At 52.3% G+C, this 24,614-nt stretch carries 18 protein-coding genes; 13 read left to right on the forward strand and 5 right to left on the reverse strand.

Going from position 1 to position 24,614, the window contains the following annotated elements:
- Positions 1 to 23: 23 nt before the first annotated feature.
- On the reverse strand, positions 24 to 1,637 hold the full coding sequence (locus RAL91_RS12775; RefSeq protein ID WP_306256588.1) for a sugar ABC transporter ATP-binding protein: 1,614 nt from the start codon (positions 1,635 to 1,637) through the stop codon (positions 24 to 26).
- Between the two features lie 2 nt (positions 1,638 to 1,639).
- Entirely contained in the window at positions 1,640 to 2,758 is a 1,119-nt protein-coding gene (locus RAL91_RS12780) for a sugar ABC transporter substrate-binding protein (protein ID WP_306256589.1), read from the reverse strand.
- A 148-nt stretch (positions 2,759 to 2,906) separates the two neighbouring features.
- On the opposite strand from RAL91_RS12780, the gene RAL91_RS12785 reads away from it, so the two are divergent.
- The gene (locus RAL91_RS12785; protein WP_306256590.1) at positions 2,907 to 3,956 is read left to right on the forward strand and encodes a LacI family DNA-binding transcriptional regulator; all 1,050 of its coding nucleotides are present in this window, start codon (positions 2,907 to 2,909) and stop codon (positions 3,954 to 3,956) included.
- Between the two features lie 34 nt (positions 3,957 to 3,990).
- Here the strand turns inward: RAL91_RS12785 and RAL91_RS12790 are convergent, their stop codons facing one another.
- Positions 3,991 to 5,769: a hydantoinase B/oxoprolinase family protein gene (locus RAL91_RS12790; RefSeq protein WP_306256591.1), complete on the reverse strand. Its 1,779-nt coding sequence runs from the start codon at positions 5,767 to 5,769 to the stop codon at positions 3,991 to 3,993.
- Between the two features lie 2 nt (positions 5,770 to 5,771).
- Positions 5,772 to 7,829 carry a hydantoinase/oxoprolinase family protein gene (locus RAL91_RS12795; protein ID WP_306256592.1) on the reverse strand — a complete coding sequence of 686 codons (2,058 nt, stop codon included), beginning with the start codon at positions 7,827 to 7,829 and terminating at the stop codon, positions 5,772 to 5,774.
- Positions 7,830 to 8,003: 174 nt separating this feature from the next.
- Here RAL91_RS12795 and leuC point away from each other — a divergent pair, with 174 nt between their 5' ends.
- From leuC to RAL91_RS12820, 5 genes are read left to right on the forward strand one after another with little or no spacing between them, the layout of a single operon-like run.
- Positions 8,004 to 9,407, forward strand: a complete 1,404-nt coding sequence (gene leuC, locus RAL91_RS12800; protein WP_306256593.1) for a 3-isopropylmalate dehydratase large subunit — start codon at positions 8,004 to 8,006, stop codon at positions 9,405 to 9,407.
- 5 nt (positions 9,408 to 9,412) lie between these two features.
- A complete protein-coding gene (gene leuD / locus RAL91_RS12805; protein WP_306256594.1) occupies positions 9,413 to 10,039 on the forward strand; it encodes a 3-isopropylmalate dehydratase small subunit in 627 nt (208 codons plus the stop codon).
- Positions 10,040 to 10,052: 13 nt separating this feature from the next.
- Positions 10,053 to 10,694 (forward strand): isochorismatase family protein, encoded by a 642-nt coding sequence (locus RAL91_RS12810; RefSeq protein WP_306256595.1) that lies wholly within the window; start codon positions 10,053 to 10,055, stop codon positions 10,692 to 10,694.
- Positions 10,691 to 11,557 (forward strand): oxaloacetate decarboxylase, encoded by an 867-nt coding sequence (locus RAL91_RS12815; protein ID WP_306256596.1) that lies wholly within the window; start codon positions 10,691 to 10,693, stop codon positions 11,555 to 11,557. Before RAL91_RS12810 ends, RAL91_RS12815 begins: the two co-directional genes overlap by 4 nt.
- Before the next feature lie 37 nt (positions 11,558 to 11,594).
- The gene (locus tag RAL91_RS12820; RefSeq protein ID WP_306256597.1) at positions 11,595 to 12,530 is read left to right on the forward strand and encodes a 3-hydroxyacyl-CoA dehydrogenase NAD-binding domain-containing protein; all 936 of its coding nucleotides are present in this window, start codon (positions 11,595 to 11,597) and stop codon (positions 12,528 to 12,530) included.
- A 156-nt stretch (positions 12,531 to 12,686) separates the two neighbouring features.
- Here the strand turns inward: RAL91_RS12820 and RAL91_RS12825 are convergent, their stop codons facing one another.
- The gene (locus tag RAL91_RS12825) at positions 12,687 to 13,385 is read right to left on the reverse strand and encodes a cyclic nucleotide-binding domain-containing protein (RefSeq protein WP_306256598.1); all 699 of its coding nucleotides are present in this window, start codon (positions 13,383 to 13,385) and stop codon (positions 12,687 to 12,689) included.
- Between the two features lie 312 nt (positions 13,386 to 13,697).
- On the opposite strand from RAL91_RS12825, the gene RAL91_RS12830 reads away from it, so the two are divergent.
- From RAL91_RS12830 to RAL91_RS12860, 7 genes are all read left to right on the forward strand, one after another.
- Positions 13,698 to 15,104: an MFS transporter gene (locus RAL91_RS12830; RefSeq protein WP_306256599.1), complete on the forward strand. Its 1,407-nt coding sequence runs from the start codon at positions 13,698 to 13,700 to the stop codon at positions 15,102 to 15,104.
- A 79-nt stretch (positions 15,105 to 15,183) separates the two neighbouring features.
- Entirely contained in the window at positions 15,184 to 16,791 is a 1,608-nt protein-coding gene (locus tag RAL91_RS12835) for an antiporter (RefSeq protein ID WP_306256600.1), read from the forward strand.
- 79 nt (positions 16,792 to 16,870) lie between these two features.
- Positions 16,871 to 20,653: a nitrate reductase subunit alpha gene (locus RAL91_RS12840; protein WP_306256601.1), complete on the forward strand. Its 3,783-nt coding sequence runs from the start codon at positions 16,871 to 16,873 to the stop codon at positions 20,651 to 20,653.
- Positions 20,650 to 22,188 carry a nitrate reductase subunit beta gene (gene narH, locus RAL91_RS12845; protein WP_306256602.1) on the forward strand — a complete coding sequence of 513 codons (1,539 nt, stop codon included), beginning with the start codon at positions 20,650 to 20,652 and terminating at the stop codon, positions 22,186 to 22,188. Before RAL91_RS12840 ends, narH begins: the two co-directional genes overlap by 4 nt.
- Positions 22,188 to 22,922 (forward strand): nitrate reductase molybdenum cofactor assembly chaperone, encoded by a 735-nt coding sequence (narJ, locus tag RAL91_RS12850; protein ID WP_306256603.1) that lies wholly within the window; start codon positions 22,188 to 22,190, stop codon positions 22,920 to 22,922. The genes narH and narJ overlap by 1 nt, the downstream gene beginning before the upstream one ends.
- 2 nt (positions 22,923 to 22,924) lie before the next feature.
- On the forward strand, positions 22,925 to 23,641 hold the full coding sequence (narI, locus tag RAL91_RS12855; protein ID WP_306256604.1) for a respiratory nitrate reductase subunit gamma: 717 nt from the start codon (positions 22,925 to 22,927) through the stop codon (positions 23,639 to 23,641).
- 4 nt (positions 23,642 to 23,645) lie between these two features.
- A complete protein-coding gene (locus RAL91_RS12860; protein ID WP_306256605.1) occupies positions 23,646 to 24,587 on the forward strand; it encodes a peptidylprolyl isomerase in 942 nt (313 codons plus the stop codon).
- Positions 24,588 to 24,614: the final 27 nt, after the last annotated feature.

The raw sequence follows: 24,614 nt of genomic DNA on the forward strand, positions 1-24,614 counted from the left end.
CCTCAATCTTTGGAATAGTCTGGTCATTGGTTCGCTCGTTCTGCTGCCGTTATCGATCCGTAACAGGCTTCGGCAATGGCATCTTTTTTAACTGCGTCACCGCGAAGTTCCTGTACTAACCGACCACGTGCGAACACCAGGACGCGGTCACAAATAGCTGCCAGTTGTTCAGCGTCAGAACTTGCGCACACAATGGACATTCCGCCATCAGCTGCAGCAGTCAGCGCTTTAAAAATTGTATCTCGGGTGCCCACATCAACACCCTGGGTCGGTTCATCCAGCAAGAGCAGCTTTGGATTGCGATGCATCCAGCGGGCAATCAGTACCTTTTGGGCGTTTCCACCTGAGAGCGCTGACAAGGGCAGGTCAGGATCGTTGGGTCTAACTTCATATTGTGCGCCCAGCGTTTTTGCTTGTCGCCGCATGGCGCGGGCATTCAAAAACCCGCCCTTGAAATATTCTTCGATATCGGGCAGCAGCATATTTTCAAATATAGACAGTGTGTCGACGCCACTTTGGGTGTGTCTGTCGCCCGGCAATAGCGCAAAATTCTCAGCTATCGCCCTTTTGGGTGACATCTCACTGAGAGGGATTTCTGCCCCATCCGCAATCTTCAGGGAGCCGGTCTCAGCTTTCGTGGCTCCGAACAAAAGATAGGGGACTTTGTCATAACCAGAACCAATAAGCCCGGTCATACCCAGTATTTCTCCCGCACCGATTTCAATGTCGCAGGATTTGAGGCCGTTGCCAGATAGGCCACGCGCATGGGCATAGATCGGTTTTTGAACCTTTTTATGCGAAACTGTTTTTTCTGTCTGGATAAGCTTCCGCCCGATGATCATTTCAACCATCTGATCGTGGGTGGCGTCTGCTGTGTTCACTTTCCCCGAGACCTTGCCGTCCCGCAAAATGGTCACCTTGTCGGTAATCTCCATCACTTCTTCGATGTCGTGAGAGATGAAAATGACGCTTGAGCCATGACCGACAATCTGACGGACCAGGCCAAATAGCTTATCAACGCCTTCCTTGGGCAAAAACGGCGTTGGTTCGTCGAGGAGAACCAATCCCGGCTTGCCGGTGATTTCGCATCCCTCGCGAATTTCTTCAAACGCTCGCACAATGGCCAGCAGGGCATGATTGACGGCACTGATTTCATCGACCCGTCGCCAGGGTTCAATATCAACTCCGTAGCGTTCGAGGGTCTCGCGGGCGGCTTTCTTTTGTGCCGGCCAATTGATCATCGCGCCGCCTGATAATGCGATCTGCGACAATCTTAGATTTTCAAGAACAGTCAACGAGGGGACAAGACCGAGGTTTTGATGCGCAAAACTCATGCCCAGGCGGCGGAAGTCTTGCGGCTTCAGCGGCAGGCTTACCGGTTCGCCATTAAAATGCATAAGCCCGCCGGGTTCCGGTGCATGGAATCCGGCGAGAACTTTGATAAGTGTCGACTTGCCAGATCCGTTGGTTCCGAGCAGGCCGTGGACTTCTCCCGGCATCACATCAAATGAAACGTCGTCAAGGGCACGCGTGGCGTGGAAGAACTTGGAAATGTTTTTAAGACTAAGCGTAGGCGGCGTCGAAGACGCCGCCTCGTTTGAGCCATCTGAAACCAAAGTTTCCGCAGCCATTGTCATTCTTATTCCAGACCCCACAAAGTACGGAAGCCTGTCACGTATGCATCGCCATAGCCAGTATCAAACTGCGCCGGCGTGCCGGCATCAGCAACATTGCCATCATCGAAGATATAGAATGGTACGTTGAGCTTGTCGGGCACCGGCAAGTCACAAAGGTCGCGCATATGACCGTCGATTGTCGCATAGGCAATCCAGTCAAGACTTTCACCGATGTTCATGTCGACATAGCCCTGTTGAATAAAGTCGAGCACGAAAGGTGTACCGTTGAAGGTCGCAACTTTCACATCGCCAAGCTTGCCGGCCAGCCGCAGGGCGGGAATCACGAACTGGGACATGGAGTCATAAATCGGGATCACCAGGTTGATCTCTGGATGAGCCTGCAGAGCAGACTGTACCGATGGCTGGATTTTGGTACCCCATTCGGCAACGCCGACATTGATCTCGCGGACGATTTCGCAATTCGGGCAATTCTCGGCCAATTCGCTCATGATGCCATCAACCAGAGGAATGGTTGGCGGCACATCGCGTGAGACCACAAGCGCTATTTTGGCTTCACCGTCTGTATTGACCGTGGCCCAGTTCGCCAGAATTTTACCGATTTCGTTAAAGCCGATAGGCAGCGCGCTCGAAATCAGCGGATTTGGTTCAAACGATGGATCGTAGAAATGCGATGTCATCGTTTTGAGACCGGCTTCATTTGCGGCACGAATTTGCGGTTCAACTGTATCAGGTGAAATGCCTGAGATCAGGTTGATGACGTGAAATTCATTGCGTACAGCAAAGTCAAAACCTTGAACCCACTGATTGGGCTGGCCCTGATTTTCCCATTCCACAACTTCCAGCCCGATGTCTTCACCGACAGCTTTCATACGGTCGATGATGCCCTTCAGGAAGGGATTAGCGCTGCTGTTGGGAATTGAGAGCATTTTCTTGTCTGCGGCGCAGGCGCGAATATCAAACGGATCACCGGGCGCCGTAAACTCCGGCACGTTTGAATAAGCGGCGAGGCGTTCGGTTGCTCGTGCAATCCCTTCATCTGCGCTTTGCGCGAAGGCGCTGGGTACTGCAAGTGCAACCGCCAACGCTGTGGCGATTCCAGATGCTTTTGAAATTTTATTCATCAAACTCTCCCGTGTTGTGTGGCGCATTCGAGCTAATCGACCATGCCACTTTGAATTTTGAATACGTATTCATATATTTCCGCATTTGTGTGCTAGGTGTCAATCGTTTACTTAAAAACAATTGAAGGCGTCAAAAAGCGGACATGAAATGAAGCGCAAGCCAAATCGGGTCACCTCACATGTAGTCGCTAAGCTGGCGGGTGTTTCTCAGCCCACGGTGTCTCGCGCCTTTACGCCCTCTGCGAGTATCGCAAAAGACAAACGTGATCGCGTTTTGGCCGCAGCAAAACATCTGAATTATCTACCAAACTCCATCGCGAGTAGTCTGTCGAAGGCCCACAGCAATATTGTAGCTGTCATTGTGGGGGACATGAATAATCCCTTTTATGCCGAGAGCTTAGAGGTATTTATTAATCGTCTGCAAGCGACAGGTCGGCAGGTTTTGGTGTTCTCGATCGCAGATGGGCGTGATTGTGATGACGTGTTGATGCGGGCACTGCGATATCACGTCGACGGTGTGGTGGTAACCTCTGCGCATCTATCTTCAGATCTCGTCAGCCTCAGCCAGGGCGTGGGTATTCCCATCACGCTGTTTAACCGCAGCACAGCCGATCACGCGCTGAACTCGGTGCTGTGCAACAGTATAACTGGCAGTGAAATTTTAGCCCAGGCGATGCACGATGCGGGCGCTCGTCGCTATTTGATTGTTCGTGGCGATCCTCAGGGTTCGACGAGTCGTAACCGTGTGAAGGGGTTCAGAGACAAGCTGGAGAGTCTGGCAGTATTGCCCGAAGCCATTGAGGAGATTGATGGTGGTTCCAGTTACAGCGGCGCATTTGACACGATCAGCCAAAAATTTGCGGGCGAGGGGATTCAACGTCCGGATGCAATATTTGCGGTCAATGATATCATGGCAATGGGGTGTGCGGATGCGCTACGCGACGTTTTCAAGCTGCGCATTCCGGAGGATGTCATGTTGGCAGGTTTTGATGGCATTCGCCCGGCCCAGCTGGCTGCCTATCAACTCACCACCATCCGACAACCGATTGAAGAGATGGTCGAAAAGACCCTGGAACTTCTGGATCAAACCAGCACGACGGACGATGACGATGACGAAAAGGATCAGATCACGCAGACTGATCATCTGTTGACCGGGACATTTGTGCCGGGAAAAACTGTTCCCGGCACAAATGTTTGAGTCTTCAGATCGTTCGTAGGGGAGAGAACGGCAATCACTCAGCCGCTTCATGCACTCCAGGAATAAAGCCGAAATCAAAGGGTTCAATTTCACCTCGGTCTGACTTCATTTTTGAACGCAAAGCCTCCGTGGCCGTTTCGTCAACCTCATTATCTGTTGTGATAACAACACCATAGTCGGTTTTAGCCCGTTCAGTTGATACCAGATCCGCCAACACATCCTTGCGAACCTTTTTAGTATCCCGGTCAAGTGGGTCACCCCAACCGCCGGACCCGGCAGTGATGAATATCACCTTGTCGCCAGGTTCTACCGGCAAATTGTCGAGCTTTGACTTGATGCGTTCAGGTGTATCACTGCCTGCTTTTTGCAGCCACTTGCTCGATGTGCCGCCATGTAACCCGCCATTGATACCCCATGGTGGTACGGTTTCACGGTCATCGTGAATTGAGATCGTTCCGGCCTCCAGAAGACGATAGACTTTCTCAATGCCTGCTCCACCGCGGTGCAGACCTGCGCCACCTGCGTCTTTGACCGGACGATAACTTTCGACCAGAACCGGATAATAGTTCTCGATATACTCGATTGGCGTAGCGCTGAACAAAGGCCACCACGCATGTCCATCAAAGCCGTCTCCAAGCGGTCGGCCTGGTACGCCGCCAAACAGCAATTCCATCAACTGGAAATATTTGCCGTTCTTGTCATGCCCGGTGAAGATAAAGTGAGGGCTGGTGCCGTAACCCGCTGCCATCGACAGATGGGGGGCTTTCTGACCCAGTGCACCGGCCTGGCAATCGAAAAACCGCGTATGGGTGTTAAGACGGTTGGACAGCGCGGCCGGAAATCTTGGATTTAACAGGCTGCCTTCGGGCAGAATCACTTCAAACAGGTCATAGAATCCCTCATTGAACATGATCTTTGGATCAAAGGCCATGATCATGTAAACGCCGAAGAACAGTTTGCAGAGGCCTTCATGGATATGGAAATTGATCGGGCCTTCAGCCTGATCGTCGGTTCCCGTCCAGTCAAACACTGCTATGTCACCACGCCGATAGATCGACAGATGCATTTTGAATGGCCCGTTCCCCAAACCATCATCATCAACATAATCTGTGAACGAAACAGGTTCCTTGGAAATATACTTGTCGATCAGAACCTTCATCGCTTCACGCGTCCGGTCAAGCAGCATGTCGCACGCCGCCATATAGGTATCGCGGCCAAAACGGTCGCAAATTTCATTAACGCGCTTCGCGGCCGTCCGGCACCCGGCGATCAAGGCCATCAAATCGGCCCGGTTCATATCCGGCGTGCGGGTGTTGTTGAGCATGATGTCCAGCACACCCTGGTTGACCTCGCCCTTGGCGTAGATTTTTACCGGCGGAATACGCAGGCCTTCCTCCCAGATGGTGCGCGCATCCGCTGGCATGGATCCTGGAACAGTGCCACCAACATCGACCATATGCCCGAAGATCGAGCTGAAACCGACATGGATGTCCTTGTGGAAGATGGGCATCATCACGCACCAGTCATTGTTGTGCGAAATCGAGCCCTTGCAGGCATAAGGATCGTTCCACACGAAGATATCGCCTTCGTGAATGTCGTCCCCATACTGTTCGACGATGCCTGGAATGTAAGATCCGAACTGTCCGACGACCATCTGACCGCGCTCGTTGCAGATCATCGGGAATTCGTCGTGCTGCTCACGGATTACCGGAGAAAGCGCCACGCGGACGACCACGCTGTCCATCTCAAATCGGGCATTCAAGAGCGCGTTTTCAATCAGGTCGAGGGTGATGGGATCAATCTTGATTGTCATTTCTATTCTCCCTTCGCATTTGGCCAGATCAGCATATTGCTTTGATCGTCAACAATTGCGTGGTGATCCGGTAAGAGCACGGTTGTTGTGTCATACTGCCGAATAATGGCAGGGCCTTCGATCCGCGCGCCAGTGGCAAGCTTGTCACGATCAATATGCGGGGTGTCATGCCAACTGCCGCCAAAATAGGCCTTGCCCATTTCCATTGTGGCCGCGCCAATGTCCGTTGTGCCGCCTTCCGGCAGAACTGTGTTCACCGGTGGGGTAGAGCCAGTAGCCACTGCACGCAGCGCGACAAGCTCAATCGGCAGGTCAAAGCGAACGCCATAAAGCTGCTCGTGGGTCTCATGGAAATCATCCAGAACGGATTCCAGACCATCTTTGTTTTCAACAAGTTCCTCTGGCACCTTGATGCTGACTTCAAAGCCCTGTTGTTCATAACGCAGATCGACCGCATAGCTTATTCCGCGATCAGCCTCCTCCACTTCCTGTTCAACCAGCCAGGCAAGGGCGCTGTCACTCAGTGTGCCAAAGCTTTGCCAGATTTGTGCCTCATCAATACCGCTGCCAGAGCGGATGAGGGTCCGGACAAATTCGTTTTTGAACTCTGCTTCCAGGAAGCCAAGAGCTGAAAGCACGCCGGGGTTGGATGGCACAACGACCGGATAGCAACCCAGCAATTGCGCCATGGCATTGGCGTGCAATGGTCCGGCGCCGCCAAATGCGACGATGCCGAAGTCCCGCGGGTCCAGTCCGCGCTGCACGGTTATAACCCGCAAGGCACCCAGCATGACTTCGTTTGCAATTTGCAAAATGCCTTCTGCCGCATCTTCCGGCGAGAGGTCAATTTCTGCACCAATATCAGCGACGGCCTTGCGTGCATCTTCAACGTTCAATTCCATCTCACCGCCAAGAAGTTTTGACGGCAAATAGCCTAGAACCACATTGGCATCACTGACCGTGGGTTCCGTGCCACCGCGATTGTAGGCGACAGGTCCCGGCATGGCGCCAGCACTGCGCGGGCCAACGCGTAAAGACTTGGTGAGTTCGGCCAGTTCCGCAATTGAGCCACCACCAGCGCCGACACTGCGCACATCAAGGGTAGGGACCTTCGCGGGGAATGAGCCAATCTCGGTTGACCGCGAAATCAGGGTTTCCCCGTCAATAATGACAGATACGTCGGTTGAGGTGCCTCCCATATCAAAAGCCAGAAGTTTTTTAAGTCCGGTGCGCCGCGCGGTCACTGCGGTGGCGGTTACGCCGCCTGCCGGGCCGGACAATACAGTGTGTACAGGGCGGTCTGCTGCAGCGGATGCACTCATCAATCCACCGTCTGAACGCACGATATGCAGCTTGCATGTCACGCCTTCTGCCGCCAGTCGCTCTTCAATGCGAGATAGATAGCGGGTCATGATCGGGCGCACATAGTCATTCATTACAGTGGTAATGGCCCGGTCATATTCCCGAAATTCCGGCAAAATCTCTGATGAAAGCGAAACCTGAATATCGGGATTGGATTCATGCACCATATCGCGCAACGCGCGTTCATGCTCATCATTGGCATAGGAATGTATGAGTGAAATCGTCAGGGCCTCGATGCCCGAATTACACAAATCTTTGATCAAAGCTTTTGATTTTTTGACATCCAGTTCGCGGACAATGTTGCCGCGCGCGTCCATGCGCTGAGGAATGCCACGTGTATCCTGAAGACTGGCCAGGGGCTCGGGTTTCTCCATCACAATCCAGCCGAACAAGGGGCCGGGCGTCCATGACTTTGCCAAGTGCAAGGTGTATTCAAATCCCTCGGTTACCAGCAATCCAACCCGTGCGCCCTTGCCCTCAAGCACTGCGTTGGTCGCAACTGTCGTCCCATGCAAGACCAGGGAAATATCAGCGGGGGCAATACCTGCCTTCTCGCAGATCAACTTGATGCCGGTCGCCACGCCGATTGATTGATCCTCGGGTGTCGAGGGCGTCTTAGCGCGATAAGTTTTCCCGGAAATATCATCCTGCAAAAGCAGGTCGGTGAACGTCCCGCCAACATCGACACCTAGCCTCATAATATTTTCTCCCGCCGTTTCATTGCTCTTGGAATATGGAGAGCGTTTAACTCTTGAATACGTATTCATTAAACAGTATCATGTTCGAAAGTTCAATCGAAATTTCCACCCGATATGTATTTGACGCCGCTCCGGGTAGGCAAAGCGGACCGCACAAAGAAAGATGTAGATTCGATGGCAGGGCAGACCTTGTACGATAAAATCTGGGCATCGCACGTGGTGAAAACCTATCCGGGTGGCGATGCGCTTATCTATGTTGATCGTCATCTGGTGCAAGAAGTTTCCAGCCCACAGGCCTTCGCGATTTTGGAGGAAAAGGGCTGGAAAGTGCGACGCCCCGAAGCGCATATTGCGGTTGCTGACCATGCAATTCCCACCAAACACCGCGATAACATGTTGGCGGAGAGCCTGGCAGCCAGGCAGATCGAACGATTGAAAAAAAATACGACCCACCATGACATGCCCTATATTCCGGTGGATGATGATCGACACGGGATTGTGCATGTCATCGGCCCGGAATTGGGTTTCACGCTGCCGGGAACGATCCTGGTTTGTGGTGATAGCCACACCTGCACACATGGCGCTTTCGGATCTATCGCCTTCGGCATAGGAGCCAGTGAATGCGCCATGGTTTTTGCGACCCAGACGCTTCGGCAGCGCAAACAAAAGAGCATGCGCGTAACTCTTGACGGCAAGATGGGCAAAGGCATTGCCGTCAAGGATGTTCTTCTCGCGCTGATTGCGCAGATCGGCGCTGGCGGCGGCATTGGTTACGCGCTGGAGTTCGCGGGGTCAGCGGTTGATGCGATGTCGATGGAAGCTCGGATGACATTGTGCAACATGGCCATCGAAGCGGGGAGTCGCGTTGGACTGGTCGCTGTTGATGACAAGACCGTTGACTATTTAAAGGGTCGTGCGCTTGCACCCAAAGGCGCTGATTGGCAGGCAGCGATTGCTGACTGGGCTAATTTGAAAAGTGATAGCGATGCGGTTTTTGCTCAGGAAGTGAGCCTTAATGTGTCAGAACTGGCACCGCAAATTTCCTGGGGCACGAGCCCGGATCAGACGTTGCCGGTCACTGGCAGAATTCCTGATCCAGAAGACGAGCCGGATCGGTTGCAACGCGAACGACTGACAAAAAGCCTCTCCTATATGGCGCTGACCCCTGGCACAGCGCTGGAAGACGTAAAAATTGAGCGGGTCTTTATCGGCTCGTGTACGAATGGACGGTTAGAAGACCTGCGGTCTGCAGCCTCGGTGGTGAAAGATCGGTCCGTCGCGCAGGGTGTATCAGCCATTGTTGTGCCCGGTTCTGCAACAACCCGGATCGCAGCGGAGGCGGAGGGGTTGGACATTATCTTTCGTGACGCCGGTTTTGAATGGCGCGATGCAGGATGTTCCATGTGCGTCGGCATGAATGATGATCGACTGTCCGAAGGCGAGCGCTGCGCATCAACATCAAACCGCAATTTTGAAGGACGGCAGGGCCTTGGCGGGCGCACGCATTTAATGAGTCCGCAAATGGCTGCGGCAGCGGCCATAACCGGTCGTCTGACAGATGTCAGAGAGCTGATTTAAGCATAATGGAAAAACTGACACCATTCTCCAGCGTTGCGGCACCTCTCTTGTCGAACAATGTCGATACCGACATTATTTTCCCCGCGCGTTTTCTACTAATTCTGGAAAAAAAGGGCCTGGGAAAATACGCCTTCAGTGAAAAGCGCGGCGGGCTGAAATCTGATTTCGTTCTTGATCAAGCGCCTTTCGACACGGCAAAAATTCTTGTGGCGGGGCGGAATTTCGGCATTGGATCAAGTCGGGAACAAGCCGTTTGGGCCTTGGCTGATCTTGGTATCCGATGCGTGATTGCGCGTAGCTTTGGTGAAATATTCTTCTCCAATTGCTTTAAAAACGGTGTGCTTCCCATTCAGTTGGATGGCGACGAGATGTCGGCAGTCGAGGCTGCTTCACTTGCCGAGGAAGAGGTTTTTGTCGACCTCTCCGCCCAGCATCTTCGCCTCCAGTCCGGCGCGGAAATTGATTTTTCCACTGATCCTCATGGAAAGCGCGCGCTGCTTCTGGGACTTGATGAAATAGAAATGGTTCTTGCTGAAGACAGTGATGCAATCGAGGCTTTCGAAGCACAGCGCGAAGCTGAAACACCATGGATCGTCGGCCGTGCCGACCAGTTAGCTAACCTTAAGAAATGAGGCCTTATCTGAGATGAATGACACAGCAGAGCTAGAAGAAAACTATCGGCGCGCCTATGGCAACCGCATTGGGTTTGGCACAAGGCCTGCACTGATCATGATTGACTTTGTGCAGGCCTATTTTGATCCCGAATGTGAACTCTATGCCGGGGTGGAAGACGCACTAAGCTCTGCATTGCGCATTCGAGAGGTCGCCCGTGCCAACAAGGTTCCAGTGATCTATACCAATGTCACTTATCAGCATGATGGTCTTGACGGGGGGCGGTTTTTCCAAAAAGCCAAACCACTCCGTAATTTCGTGAGTGGCAATCCCATGGGCAACTGGCCGGAAGGTCTTGCCGTTGGTGACGATGAGCTTGTTATCTCCAAGCAATATCCCAGCGCTTTTTTCGGAACCTCACTCGCTTCGACCTTGACGACATGGGGCATTGATACCTTGATTCATACGGGTCTGAGCACCAGCGGATGCGTACGCGCCACATGCGTGGACTGCAGCTCTTACGGCTTCATTCCCATTATCGCCCGGGAAGGTGTCGGTGATCGGCACAGCGCCCCGCATGAGGCCAATCTGTTTGATATGGACGCAAAATATGGTGACGTCGAAAGTGAAGGTACTATTATGGACTATTTGAACAAAATTGGAGCGTCGAAATGACCCGGCCCAGTCTGAGAAAGGCGCTCAACGCCGGAACATTTGTTGCAGCACCAGGTATCCATGACATGATTACAGCCGTTGTGGCCAACAAGGTTGGTTTTGACTTTGTCTATTCGTCCGGCTTCTGGGGTACCGCATCCGGGCAGGGCCTGCCTGATGCCGGAATTACAACATACACCGAGATGCGCGAGCGGGTCGCAACACTTTGCCGTACGGTCAATGCAAGTGTTATCGCCGATGCTGACACCGGTTATGGTGGGCTTTTAAACGTGGATCACACAATACGTGGATACGAGCAGGCAGGTGCCATCGCGATCCAGATTGAAGATCAGGAGTTTCCGAAAAAATGTGGTCACACGCCCAATAAGCGCGTTATCCCGCTGCAGGATATGCTTGATAAAATCAAGGTTGCATGCGCTGCGCGTGCCAACCCCGAAGAAACACTGATTATCGCGCGCACCGACGCGCGGCAAGTTGAGGGCTATGAGGGTGCGGTTGCACGCGGGCTGGCTTTTCAGGACGCAGGGGCAGATATCGTTTTTGTCGAAGCGTTGGAGAGCGAGACAGAAATGCGTGATGCTTGTGCCCGTATTGAAAAGCCCATGATGGCCAACATGGCAGATGGCGGCAAAACACCTATCCGCTCTGCCAGCCAACTTGAAGAAATCGGCTATCAGATGGCCATCTTTCCCTCAATTACAGGACTGGCAGCCGCAGCCGCAGCCGAGCACGCTCTGACGGTTCTCAAAACTGAGGGCACCTCGAATTCGCCCAATCTGGAGCTGTTTGACTTTGCTGAGTTTAATCAGTTGATCGGCTTCCAGGAAGTCTGGGACTTCGAGAAAAAATGGGCGCGTGACTAACCGGGCCCGTGACTAACTGGGCGAAGGGAGATTTGTAATGGCCAAAATCGCATGTATTGGGGCTGGAACAGTTGGCCAGGCATGGGCTGCCGTGTTCGCACGGGCAGGGCACGACGTCATGCTTTACGATGCACAGCCTGATGTTGTCAGCAATGTTGCGCTACCCCGTGCGCGTCAGATCATCGCCGATCTGGAAGCCAGCATGCCGACCAGCACCAGCGCCGATGAAGCTGCGGATCGAATCACCGACGCGGCTTCAATTGCTGCAGCCGTTGAAGGCGCGATTTATGTGCAGGAAAGCGTGCGGGAAGATGTCGATATAAAGCGCAAGGTCTTTGCTGAGATCGCTCAAAGTGCGTCTCCCGATGCAATTCTGGCCTCATCCACCTCCGCGCTCCCAGGTTCGACTTTTTTGACCGAAATTGCACACCCTGAACGAGCCTTGGTGGCACATCCGGTCAACCCACCATCACACATCCCGCTTGTTGAGCTGTGCGGTTCAGGTATCACCAGCCAAACGACTATCGATACCGCTCACGAATTGCTCACGGCTGCCGGAATGGCGCCGGTCGTCGTCAAGAAGGAAATCGAGGGTTTCCTGCTTAATCGTTTGCAATACACCCTTGTTGCCGAAGCCATGCACTTGATCGGCGAGGGGTATTGTACCGCTGAGGATATTGACCGTGTCATGACCGATGGGTTGGCACTAAGGTGGGCCTCAATTGGTCCGTTCATGACAGCCCATCTCAATGCAAAAGGTGGCTTTCAGGGTTTCGTTGATCAACTGGGTCCCATGATGCGACGGATGGGTGCAGAGGCGAAGACGGACTATGATTGGGCACCACAGCAAGCAACGGAGATCCATGAATGGTTGTGCACGCATACGCCAGTGCAGGACATTCCCAAAAAACAAGCTCTACGCGACCGCAAGATCCTGGCAACACGGAAAATGCAAGCGGATGATGCCGGCTGAATTTCGATAGTACATGCATGTTTGCGTCTATGACGCTTGTCCGCAGACTGAGAATATTTGTTGATGCGCAGATGTCGCATCGGATGGGCGCGCGACGATGAATTTGTCGACTATCGCCGTCTTACTCGTGGCCCTGCATACAAGTCCCGTTTCCACTCAAGTATGGCGGTCGTCAATCAGCGGGTTCACCTTTGCGAGTTTTTCAAGGCTCTCCATGTCTTCCATATGAATGCGTGATCCTTCCACTTTCACGCCATACGGTTTGAGCGTTTTGAAAGCCCGGGAAAGATTTTCCGGGGTCATTCCCATGAGAGACGCGAGTGTGCGTTTATCATAAGGAAGCTCAATACTGCCAGTGGAGTTCTGATCACTGCGATACCTGATCAGGCGGTTGGCGAGGCGCTCCACACCGCTGCGAAGTTTGAGGCTCTTGTGATCCTTCACAATTGCCCGATAGCAAGAAGCCAGTTCAAGCACGATGGCTCTGGCAAAAGTATCGTCCTGCTTGAATATGGTGCGGATGTTTTCGGAAGGGATCATCAGGACGCGTGATTTTTTTGTTGTCCGTGCCGACATGAGATAAACCGCGTCTTTCAAAACTGCTGCGAGAATGAAGGTTCCCACAGGCTTGACGATGGCCATCGAGGCTTCACGTCCATTCGATTTTGCAAAGAGTTCAACTGCGCCCTCTACAACAATATACAAAAAATCAGCAGGATCGCCTTCATGGATGAGTTCGACCTGCGGAGGGAAATGCTGCAGATAAGCAGCGTTTGTCAGCCCCTCAAAGCTTTCCTGCCCCATGCTTCGAAAGAGTGGCAGTTCACGTATACGCAGCAGATCATCAGGACGCATGAGATTCTTTCCGATCAGTTCGGGATAAATTGAATTGATAATTATCAATTCAACATTTGACAAATCTGGCAAGCGTCAAGCGGATACGCAAATGTCTTACCGGTAAATGACAAGCCACCTTTCCAAGTCTGCACCAAGTGTTCTTGTATTTGACGTGTTCGGTAAGTGGCTTGATCTGGATCAAATGAATTCACGCCCTGATGGCAAATCTCTCCCCAACGAAGCCCGCAATGCACCTCTGAGGTAACACGGAAGACGCGCAGGGTTTCTGGTCAAATTCCCTTTGTGGGAATTCTTGAGAGGGATTTTTCGATGGAACTGCAAAACAAAGCCACCAGTCTTTGGGGAAACTTCTTCAAGATATCCATGGTTCAAATCAGAACCTTCCATATGACCTGGTTTTCATTCTTCCTGTGTTTTTTCGCATGGTTTGGCATCGCCCCATTGATGCTGATTGTACGTGACGAGCTTAATCTGACAAAGGAACAGGTTGGTTGGACAATCATCGCATCTGTCACCGTTACGATTTTCGCGCGCCTGCTGATCGGATGGTTGTGTGACCGGATCGGGCCGCGGCTGACCTACACAGGATTGCTGACCCTTGGTGCGCTGCCCGTTATGGGTATTGGACTGGCGCAGGACTTTCAATCATTCCTGATATTCCGCTTGGCTATCGGCGCTATTGGTGCGTCCTTCGTGATTACGCAATATCATACATCTGTCATGTTCGCGCCGAATGTTGTCGGCCAGGCAAACGCGACATCAGCAGGCTGGGGCAATTTGGGTGGCGGCGTTACCCAATTCGCAATGCCGATGATCTTTTCGATCTTCGTCGTTGGCTTTGGTTTTTCAGAAGCTGCTGGATGGCGTCTGTCTATGGTTGTGGTCGGTATCGCAATTTTCCTGACCGGTATTGCTTACTACAAACTGACCCAGGATGCGCCCGATGGTAATTATGCTGACTTGCGCGCCAAAGGCATGTTGCCGCCTAAAAAGAGCGTAACGGCTGATTATTTTGAAGCGCTTAAAGACAGCCGTGTATGGCTCTTGTTCGTTATCTACGGTGCATGCTTTGGCATCGAACTAACCGTCAACAACGTTGCAGCACTCTATTTCGCAGACTATTTCGACCTCGGTCTTGTCGCCGCTGGCGGTGTTGCAGCCTCTTTCGGACTAATGAACATCTTTGCCAGAACGCTTGGTGGGATATTCGGCGATAATTACGGTGCCTTATGGGGACTGAAAGGCCGCGCATTTTGGCTCTTCATCTGCCTGTTCTGTGAAGGGCTGGCGCTGATGTTGTTCAGCCAGATGCAGGTCCTGTTCCTCGCAATCCCAACGCTTATTTTGTTCTCTTTGTTCACACAGATGGCTGAAGGCGCAACCTACTCAGTTGTTCCTTTCATCAACAAAAAAGCGTTGGGCGCTGTCGCCGGTGTGGTCGGCGCAGGCGGTAACGCTGGGGCAGTCGCCGCAGGCTTTCTCTTCAAGGGTTCAATCGACTGGTCAGAAGCGTTTTTGATCATCGGTATGGTCGTAACAGTCGCATCCTTCCTCGCTTTTTTCGTCCGCTTCTCAACGCGGCAGGAAGATGAGGAACGGGCAAACTTCGCTGCTGCCAACATCGAAACCATCAAATTGAAAGCGGCGAAAGCAAATGCCGATCTGGAACTCGCCCTGGAGGCGATCAAATCCAAACAGGCAGCTCTCCAAAGCTAAAAATATGCAGATGAGCCTGCAGGGGGTGGGCTCATCAAACAGGTTGCCAGGATTGGCGATCAAAACCAGGAGAAAGAATGTGGGAAAAGACCTACGCAATTGGAATCCGGAAGACGAAGCCTTTTGGCAAAGCGAAGGCAAAAAAATTGCCAATCGCAACCTCTGGATTTCCATTCCCAGCCTGCTCTGCGGCTTCGCCGTTTGGCTTTACTGGGGGATTATCACCGTTCAGATGATTAATCTAGATTTCCCGTTCGAGAAATCACAACTCTTCACTCTTGCTGCGATTGCAGGCCTGACCGGGGCAACACTGCGCATACCAAGTACGTTCTTTATCCGTATTGCCGGAGGCAGAAACACGATCGTGTTCACAACGGCACTGCTGATCATTCCCGCAATTGGCGCGGGTATGGCATTGCAAAACCCCGACACACCGCTATGGCAGTTCCAGTTATTGGCGTTCCTGTCCGGTATCGGTGGCGGTAATTTCTCATCGTCAATGTCTAACATCAGCTTCTACTTTCCCAAAAAGATGCAAGGCTACTCGTTGGGTATGAATGCCGGACTTGGCAATTTCGGTGTGACCACAATGCAAATTGTCATACCGCTTGTGATGACCTTTGGTCTGTTTGGTGGCGAAAGCCGTACCCTGGTGAACACATCAGGCACACTGATCGGTAAAATTCCCGCCGGTACTGAAACCTTCATTCAAAATGCTGGTTTGGTGTGGTTGTTGGCGCTGGTTCCGCTCGCTTTTATCGGTTGGTGGGGGATGAACAACATCCGCGACGAACATGTATCACCCGACATTCCAAATCCCATCGGTGCATTTTCAACCATTTCGGGAATGCTGCTGGTCGGGTTTGTCACCGCAGGCTTTGGCCTTTGGCTTCTCTTGCCAGCGGGTGTCGGTGGTTCAGGCTTTATGGTCTCAAAGTGGTTTGTATTGCCAATCGTGATCGCGCTGACGGTTTTCCTGTTGAAGATGATCCCGGGATCTGTTGGCCAGAACCTGACTCGTCAGTACAAGATTTTTGGCAACAAACACACGTGGGCAATGACTGTCATTTATACGATGACATTCGGTTCCTTCATTGGCTATTCAGCTGCCTTGGCGTTGACCATCAAAGTGGTTTTCGGGTTCCAGCACCTGATGGTTGATGGTGTGATGACTCACAGCACTGCCAACCCCGAGGGACCAAGCGCGCTGATGTATGCGTGGATGGGGCCATTTATTGGTGCTCTCATTCGTCCATTCGGCGGCATGATGGCCGACAAATTGGGTGGCGCCCGCGTCACACAATGGATCTCCATTGCAATGGTCGCTTCTGCACTTGGCGTCGCCTATTTCATTCAAGCGGCCTACGCCTCTGCAACGCCTCAGGATTTCTTCTGGCCATTCCTTGGTCTGTTCCTGATCCTGTTCGCAGCGACCGGAATTGGTAATGGCTCGACCTTTCGCACCATCGCGGTTGCCTTCAACAAAGAACAGGCTGGTCCGGTTCTTGGTTGGACAGCTGCTGTGGCTGCTTACGGCGCGTTCATCATACCCAAAGTGTTCGGCGAACAGCTGAGCGCTGGGACACCTGAATACGCGCTTTACGGTTTTGCGATTTTCTACGCGGTCTGCATCGCCATCAACTGGTGGTTCTACCTGCGTCCGAACGCATACATCAAAAATCCGTAACGCACAGAAAACCAAAAGGCGAGGCCGCGCTTGTGCGGCCCGGCCCCGCTAAACAAACAAGATTAGGGAAGTACCGAACATGTCTCATCTCCTTGACCGCCTTACTTTTTTCGCGAAGAAAAATGTCGACACCTATTCAGATGGCCACGGCGTTGTAACGAATGAAAACCGCGATTGGGAGGAGGCCTATCGCAAACGGTGGCAGCACGACAAGATTGTGCGCTCTACGCATGGGGTAAACTGCACCGGGTCCTGCTCATGGAAAATCTATGTGAAGGGCGGCATCGTTACTTGGGAAACCCAACAAACCGATTATCCGCGCACAAGACCTGATCTTCCAAACCATGAACCTCGGGGCTGTTCACGCGGGGCCAGTTATTCTTGGTACATGTATTCGGCAAACCGGGTAAAATACCCGTTGATCCGTGCGCGCTTGCTCAAGCAGTGGCGCAAGGAACGCGTGATGAAAGAGCCCGTAGCTGCGTGGGCTGCCATTCAGGAAGACCCTGAGAAGCGCCAGGATTATATCAAAGTTCGCGGTCATGGCGGTCTCGTTCGTGCCACCTGGGACGAAGTCAACGAAATTATCGCAGCGGCAAATGCCTACACTGCGAAGAAATGGGGGCCGGACAGGGTCATCGGGTTCTCACCGATCCCCGCAATGTCCATGGTGTCGTATGCCGCGGGGTCGCGTTATCTTTCGCTGATGGGCGGCACCTGCATGTCGTTCTATGACTGGTATTGCGATTTGCCGCCGGCTTCTCCGATGACTTGGGGGGAGCAGACAGATGTGCCGGAATCGGCAGATTGGTATAATGCCGGCTTCCTGATGCTGTGGGGCTCCAACGTGCCGCAGACCCGCACACCAGATGCACACTTCTACACAGAGGCCCGCTACAAGGGTGCCAAGTCGGTCGTTGTGTCACCGGATTACTCTGAAGCAGCAAAATTTTCTGATATGTGGCTGCACCCGAAAGCGGGCACCGATGCGGCGCTCGCCATGGCAATGGGCCATGTCATCCTGCGTGAATTCCATCTTGATCGTCAGGCAGAATATTTTGATGATTATTGCCGCCAATACACGGACATGCCGATGCTGGTTCGTCTGGTGAAACAGGATGGAAATTACGTTCCGGAACGCCAGCTACGAGCCTCCGATTTCCCGGGAGATCTTGGCGAAAAAAACAACCCTGATTGGAAAACAGTCGCTGTCGATGCGCAAACCGGAAAAGTCATTGTGCCTCACGGTTCCATCGGCTTCCGTTGGGGCGAACAGGGCAAATGGAACCTTGAAGGCAATGATGACAAAGGCAAGGAAACGGATCTCGAAATGACCCTGATCCTTGATAGCGATCATGATGAAGTTGCCAGCGTTGCCTTTCCCTATTTCGGTAATCGTGAACACGACCATTTTGAGGGGACCGACCATGATAGTGTTTTAGTTCGCTCGGTTCCTGCCAAGAAAGTGAAACTCGCCGACGGTGATGCACTCGTTGCCACAGTCTTTGATTTGTTCATGGCGAATTATGGGCTCGACCGGGGGCTTGATGATGCGAACAGCGCCAAATCCTATGATGAGGATCTACCTTATACTCCGGCCTGGGCCGAAAAAATCACGGGCGTTTCCAAAGAACAGATTATCACGGTCGCCCGTGAATTTGCATCAAATGCCGAAAAAACAAACGGCCGTTCAATGGTTATCCTCGGGGCCGGCCTGAACCACTGGTACCACATGGATATGAACTATCGCGGCATCATCAATTTATTGGTCATGTGCGGTTGTATCGGCCAATCCGGCGGCGGCTGGAGCCACTATGTCGGGCAGGAAAAACTGCGCCCGCAAACCGGTTGGCTGCCGCTTGCATTTGGCCTCGACTGGAGCCGCCCGCCACGCCAGATGAACTCCACGTCATTTTTCTATGCGCACACCGACCAATGGCGCTACGAAACACTCAAGGTCGACGAAATCATTTCCCCGACAGCGCCTGCGGGAGATTGGGATGCGACGTTGATCGACTACAATATTCGATCAGAACGCATGGGCTGGTTGCCATCTGCCCCTCAATTGGAAACCAATTCACTGGAGATCGCCAAGGCTGCGGCCAAAGCCAAGAAAGAACCTAAGGATTATGTTGCCGCGCAGTTGAAATCCGGCAAGCTGAAAATGTCTTGCGAAGATCCCGATAAGGAAGAGAACTGGCCGAGAAACCTGTTCGTCTGGCGCTCTAATCTTCTGGGCTCATCCGGTAAGGGGCATGAGTATTTTCTCAAGCATCTGCTTGGCACCTCCCATGGTGTTTTGGGCAAGGATCTGGGCGAAGAAGGGCGTCAACGCGCGAAAGAAGCAGTCTGGCATGATGAAGCACCTGAGGGGAAACTTGACCTTCTGGTGACACTTGACTTCCGGATGTCTACGACGTGCGTTTATTCCGACATCGTTCTTCCAACTGCGACTTGGTATGAGAAAAACGATCTCAACACCTCAGATATGCATCCATTCATTCATCCGCTCACCAGCGCTGCAGATCCGGCTTGGGAAGCACGCAGCGACTGGGATATTTTCAAGGGCATTGCCAAGAAATTCTCCGAAGTTGCGCCTGAAGTTCTGGGTAAGGAGAAGGATGTGGTGCTCGTTCCAATCCTCCATGACAGCGCTAATGAGCTGGCCCAACCATTTGATGTGAAAGACTGGAAGAAGGGCGAAACGGACATGATACCGGGAAAAACCATGCCGAATGTGGTCGTGGTGGAACGGGATTATCCGAACCTTTACAAACAGTTCACGTCCGTTGGTCCGCTTCTGGAAAAACTGGGCAATGGCGGGAAGGGGATTTCCTGGAATACCGATCATGAAGTTGAGTTGCTTGGCAAGCTCAATGGCATCGTAACCGATGAGGGTATTTCAAAGGGACGACCAAAAATTGAAACCGATATAGATGCATCCGAGATGATCTTATCGCTTGCCCCAGAAACCAACGGTGAAGTTGCGGTCAAAGCGTGGGCCGCACTTGAAAAGCAGACCGGCCTTGAACATCAGCATCTGGCATTGCCGAAAGAGGATGAGAAAATTCGCTTCCGCGATGTTGTGGCTCAGCCGCGCAAGATCATCTCATCTCCCACTTGGTCAGGCCTTGAATCCGAGAAGGTTTGCTACAATGCGGGCTACACCAATGTTCACGAATTTATCCCCTGGCGGACGCTCTCGGGCCGGCAACAGCTCTATCAGGATCACCTGTGGATGCGTGCCTTCGGCGAAGGCTTCTGCGTCTACCGCCCTCCGATTGATACAAAAGCCGTGAACCCCGTCATCGATGCCAAATCGAACGGCGAGCCGCAGCTGGTTCTAAACTTCATCACACCGCACCAAAAATGGGGCATTCACTCCACATATTCAGACAATTTGCTGATGCTCACGCTGAACCGTGGCGGCCCGGTCGTATGGATCTCCGAGGTGGACGCTAAAAAGGCTGGTCTCGTCGATAATGACTGGGTCGAAGTTTATAACATCAACGGTGCCATTGTGGCCCGTGTGGTCGTCTCGCAGCGCATGAAAGAAGGTACGGTCTACATGTACCATGCGCAGGAAAAAATCGTGAATACACCGGGTTCACAGATCACCGGACACCGTGGCGGTATTCATAACTCCGTCACAAGAGCGATAACCAAGCCGACCCATATGATTGGCGGATATGCGCAGCTTTCCTACGGCTTCAACTACTACGGAACCGTCGGATCAAACCGCGATGAGTTCGTGATTGTTCAAAAGATGACAAAGGTCGACTGGATGGAAGGCCCGTATCGCGAGGGACAGCCCAAATCTGTTGATGCCCTTTCCACAGTATCCAAGGAGGCAGCAGAATGAAAATTCGCGCTCAAATCGGCATGGTCTTGAATCTCGATAAATGTATCGGGTGCCACACTTGCTCCGTGACCTGTAAACAGGTCTGGACGAACCGCGAAGGCGTTGAATACGCCTGGTTCAACAATGTCGAGACAAAACCCGGTATTGGCTATCCGAAAGACTGGGAAAACCAAAAAGCCTGGAATGGCGGATGGGTCCGCAAAGCCAGTGGTAAAATCGAACCCAAGATGGGTGCCAAGTGGCGCATTCTTGCCAAGATTTTCGCCAATCCGGATCTGCCTGAAATTGACGATTACTACGAGCCATTCAACTTTGATTATGGCCATTTGCAAACAGCGGGGGAAGTAGAAACGACCCCTACCGCACGGCCACGCTCAGCAATAACCGGTGAGCGAATGGAGAAGATTGAATGGGGTCCGAACTGGGAAGAAATCCTGGGCGGCGAATTCTCCAAACGATCCAAAGACTACAATTTCGAAGGGATCCAAAAAGAGATTTACGGAGAATTCGAAAACACCTTCATGATGTACCTGCCTCGTTTGTGTGAGCATTGCCTCAACCCAACTTGCGTTGCGGCCTGTCCTTCGGGCGCAATCTACAAACGCGAAGATGATGGCATTGTTCTGATTGACCAGGAAAAATGCCGTGGATGGCGCATGTGTGTCTCCGGATGCCCCTACAAAAAAATCTACTACAACTGGCAGTCTGGCAAATCCGAAAAATGTACATTCTGTTACCCACGCATTGAAGCCGGTCAGCCGACGGTCTGCTCCGAAACCTGCGTGGGACGCATCCGTTATCTTGGTGTGCTCCTTTATGATGCTGATAAAATCTCAGAGGCAGCATCTACCGCCAATGAGCAGGATTTATATGAAGAGCAGTTGAAGGTGTTCCTTGATCCACACGATCCTGCGGTCATCGAGCAGGCGCGAAAGGACGGCATTCCTGAAGCATGGCTTGAGTCTGCAAAGATATCGCCCGTCTATAAGATGGCGATGGATTGGAAAGTCGCGTTCCCGCTGCACCCTGAATACCGAACGCTCCCAATGGTTTGGTACATACCGCCATTGTCACCGATCCAGAATGCGGCAGCAGCCGGAAAAATCGGTATTGAAGGCGATATGCCGGATGTCAGAAATCTGCGGATCCCGGTTAGGTATCTTGCCAACCTTCTGACCGCCGGGAAGGAAGCACCAGTGATATCCGCCCTTGAGCGCATGCTCGCGATGCGAAGCTATATGCGGTCGAAAACAGTCGATGGCGTTATCGATGAAGCTATCGCCAAGAAAGTCGGGCTTACCAGCCAGATGATCGAAGACATGTATCACATCATGGCGATCGCGAATTACGAAGATCGTTTCGTCATTCCAACATCCCATCGCGAAATCACCGAAGACGCATACGATCTGAGAGGTTCATGCGGATTTTCGTTTGGCAATGGGTGTTCATCGGGGGGCGATGACAGCGACATGTTCGGTGGCAAAAAACCGCGCACAACTCAAACCCCGACTGACCTGTTCAAGGAGTTATTTTGATGATCACAGTATTGAAAACGGCATCAATCCTGCTGTCCTACCCAACCTTGGAAATTCATGCAGCATTGCCTGAACTTGTGGAGATTCTCGAAGGAGGGAACCAAAACAAAAAGCGCGAAGTAAAGCTGCTTGTTGATTTGGCGCGAAACATTGCCGAAGGCGACTTGTACGATATTCAGGAACGCTACGTGTTCCTGTTTGATCGGACGCGCGCGCTGTCGCTTCATCTGTTTGAACATGTTCATGGCGAAAGCCGTGACCGTGGTCAGGCGATGGTCGACTTGATGGCAGTGTATGAGGAAAACGGACTTTCTATTGATGAGAAAGAACTGCCTGACTTCTTACCGCTGTTTCTGGAGTATCTTGCCACCCGCAACGAGAGCGAAGCGCAGGAAATGCTTACGCAGACTCTGCATATCATATCAGCAATCGGGGAACGCCTGAAGAAGCGCAAATCCATCTACGCCAGTGTGTTCCGTGCTTTGGAACTGTTTGTAAAATCGAAGCCAGATCAAGCGCTTGTCGACACAATTCTTGCCCGGCCTGAAGATGATCCTGACGATCTGGAGGCTTTGGATGCGATCTGGGAAGAGGAAGTCGTCAAATTTGGCGGCAATTCAGGAGAAGGCGACTGTGGTCCTGACCGTTTGCAACGGCAGATGCGAGCTTCGCAGCGCAAAGCAAACCATGAAGTCAGTCCTGCGGCAACATCAGCATCAGGGGAGGCGCGCTAGCCATGGCCAACTATATTCATCATCTTTTATTCGGCGTGTATCCTTACATCGCCTTGGCAGTCATGATTATTGGCAGCGTCTTGCGTTACAATCGAGAACCTTATTCCTGGCGATCCGGGTCCAGCCAATTGCTCCGTCGTAAACAACTGATGTGGGGCTCAGTCCTATTTCATGTCGGCGTGATTTTCCTCTTTTTTGGTCACGCCGTTGGCCTCCTGACACCGCACTTTATATATGAAAATTTCATCTCCGCGCAGCAAAAACAGCTGCTTGCGATCATCGCTGGCTCGATCGCCGGTACTGTTTGTTTCATCGGCATTTCGATGTTGGCACACCGCCGTTTATTTGATGCCCGCATACGGGCAACTTCTACCTTCTCTGACACGGCAATACTGTTGATTTTGTGGGTGCAGTTGATGCTTGGTTTGTTGACCGTCCCATTTTCGCTTCAGCACAGTGACGGTTCCGTTATGCTTCGATTGTCTGAATGGGCTCAGCGCATTTTGACGTTCCGCACCGACGGGACAGCGGATCTCATCTCTGGTTTAGCCTTTTCATATCAGGCGCACATAATCCTTGGATTGACTATTTTCCTGCTCTTCCCGTTTTCGCGATTGGTGCACATGTTGAGTGTTCCCGTCCGCTATCTGTGGCGGCCAGGTTACCAGATTACGCGTCAAAAAAATGTGCGCCCTGCGCCAAAAATTCCTGCGGAGTGATACCATGGTTACCCTAGTTAAAGACCCTTTTGTAAAGCCTGAATCCGGATGTGGGGACGGCTGTTCCTGCAACGATCAACCGGCAACCGACCTTCCAAAAAGCTATGACGGATATGTCGAGCCGGACACAAAAGTTCCGCCTAAGGCAAAACCCGTTCTGGCGGAGGTTTCGGTCAACGGCGTTGCTATTTCGGAAGCAGAGATAATGGCTGAAGCGCAACAGCACCCTGCAAAAAACCCCGGTGAAGCCCTGATTAGCGCGGCTAAGGCGTTGGTCATCCGGGAATTGATGTTGCAGGAAGCGCGCGCGCTCGACATAGATCCTGTTCAAGAGCGCCACAGTGAAGACAGAACTGAAACAGTGGAGGATGCGTTGGTACGACTGCTGATTGAGCAAGAGGTTCAAACACCGGTCACCTCGGAAGACGAGCGTCGGCGTTATTATCAGGTCAATAGCAAAGCCTTCCATTCGGAAACGATCTATGAAGCTCGGCACATTCTGGTTTCGAGCAAAGATGATATGCAAACCGCCGCCAACATGCAGCTTGCGAAAACTCTGATCGAAAAACTGGAAGGTAAAATCTCAGATTTTTCCCGCATGGCCCAAGAATTTTCATCCTGTTCATCTGCCAAAGAAGGCGGAAACCTTGGCCAACTCACAAGGGGGGCAACTGTTCCTGAGTTTGAGGCTGTTCTGGAAAAAATGGAGCCCGGTCAGGTTTGGCCAGAACCGGTTGGGAGCCGCTTTGGATTTCACATAATTTATTTGGTCAACAAGGTTCCGGGCGAACTGTTGCCGTTTGAATATGTCGAAGACAAGATTGGGGCTTGGCTGGAAGCTTCGTCCTGGTCGAAGGCCGCATCTCAATATATCGGCATTCTTGCGGGGAAGGCCAAAATAACCGGAATAAATCTTGAGGGGGCTTCGTCGCCTCTGGTGCAGTGAAACTCGGTTAATTAATCAGGGAGGGCG

It is taken from the genome of Pararhizobium sp. IMCC21322 (genome assembly GCF_030758295.1).
Lineage (GTDB): Bacteria > Pseudomonadota > Alphaproteobacteria > Rhizobiales.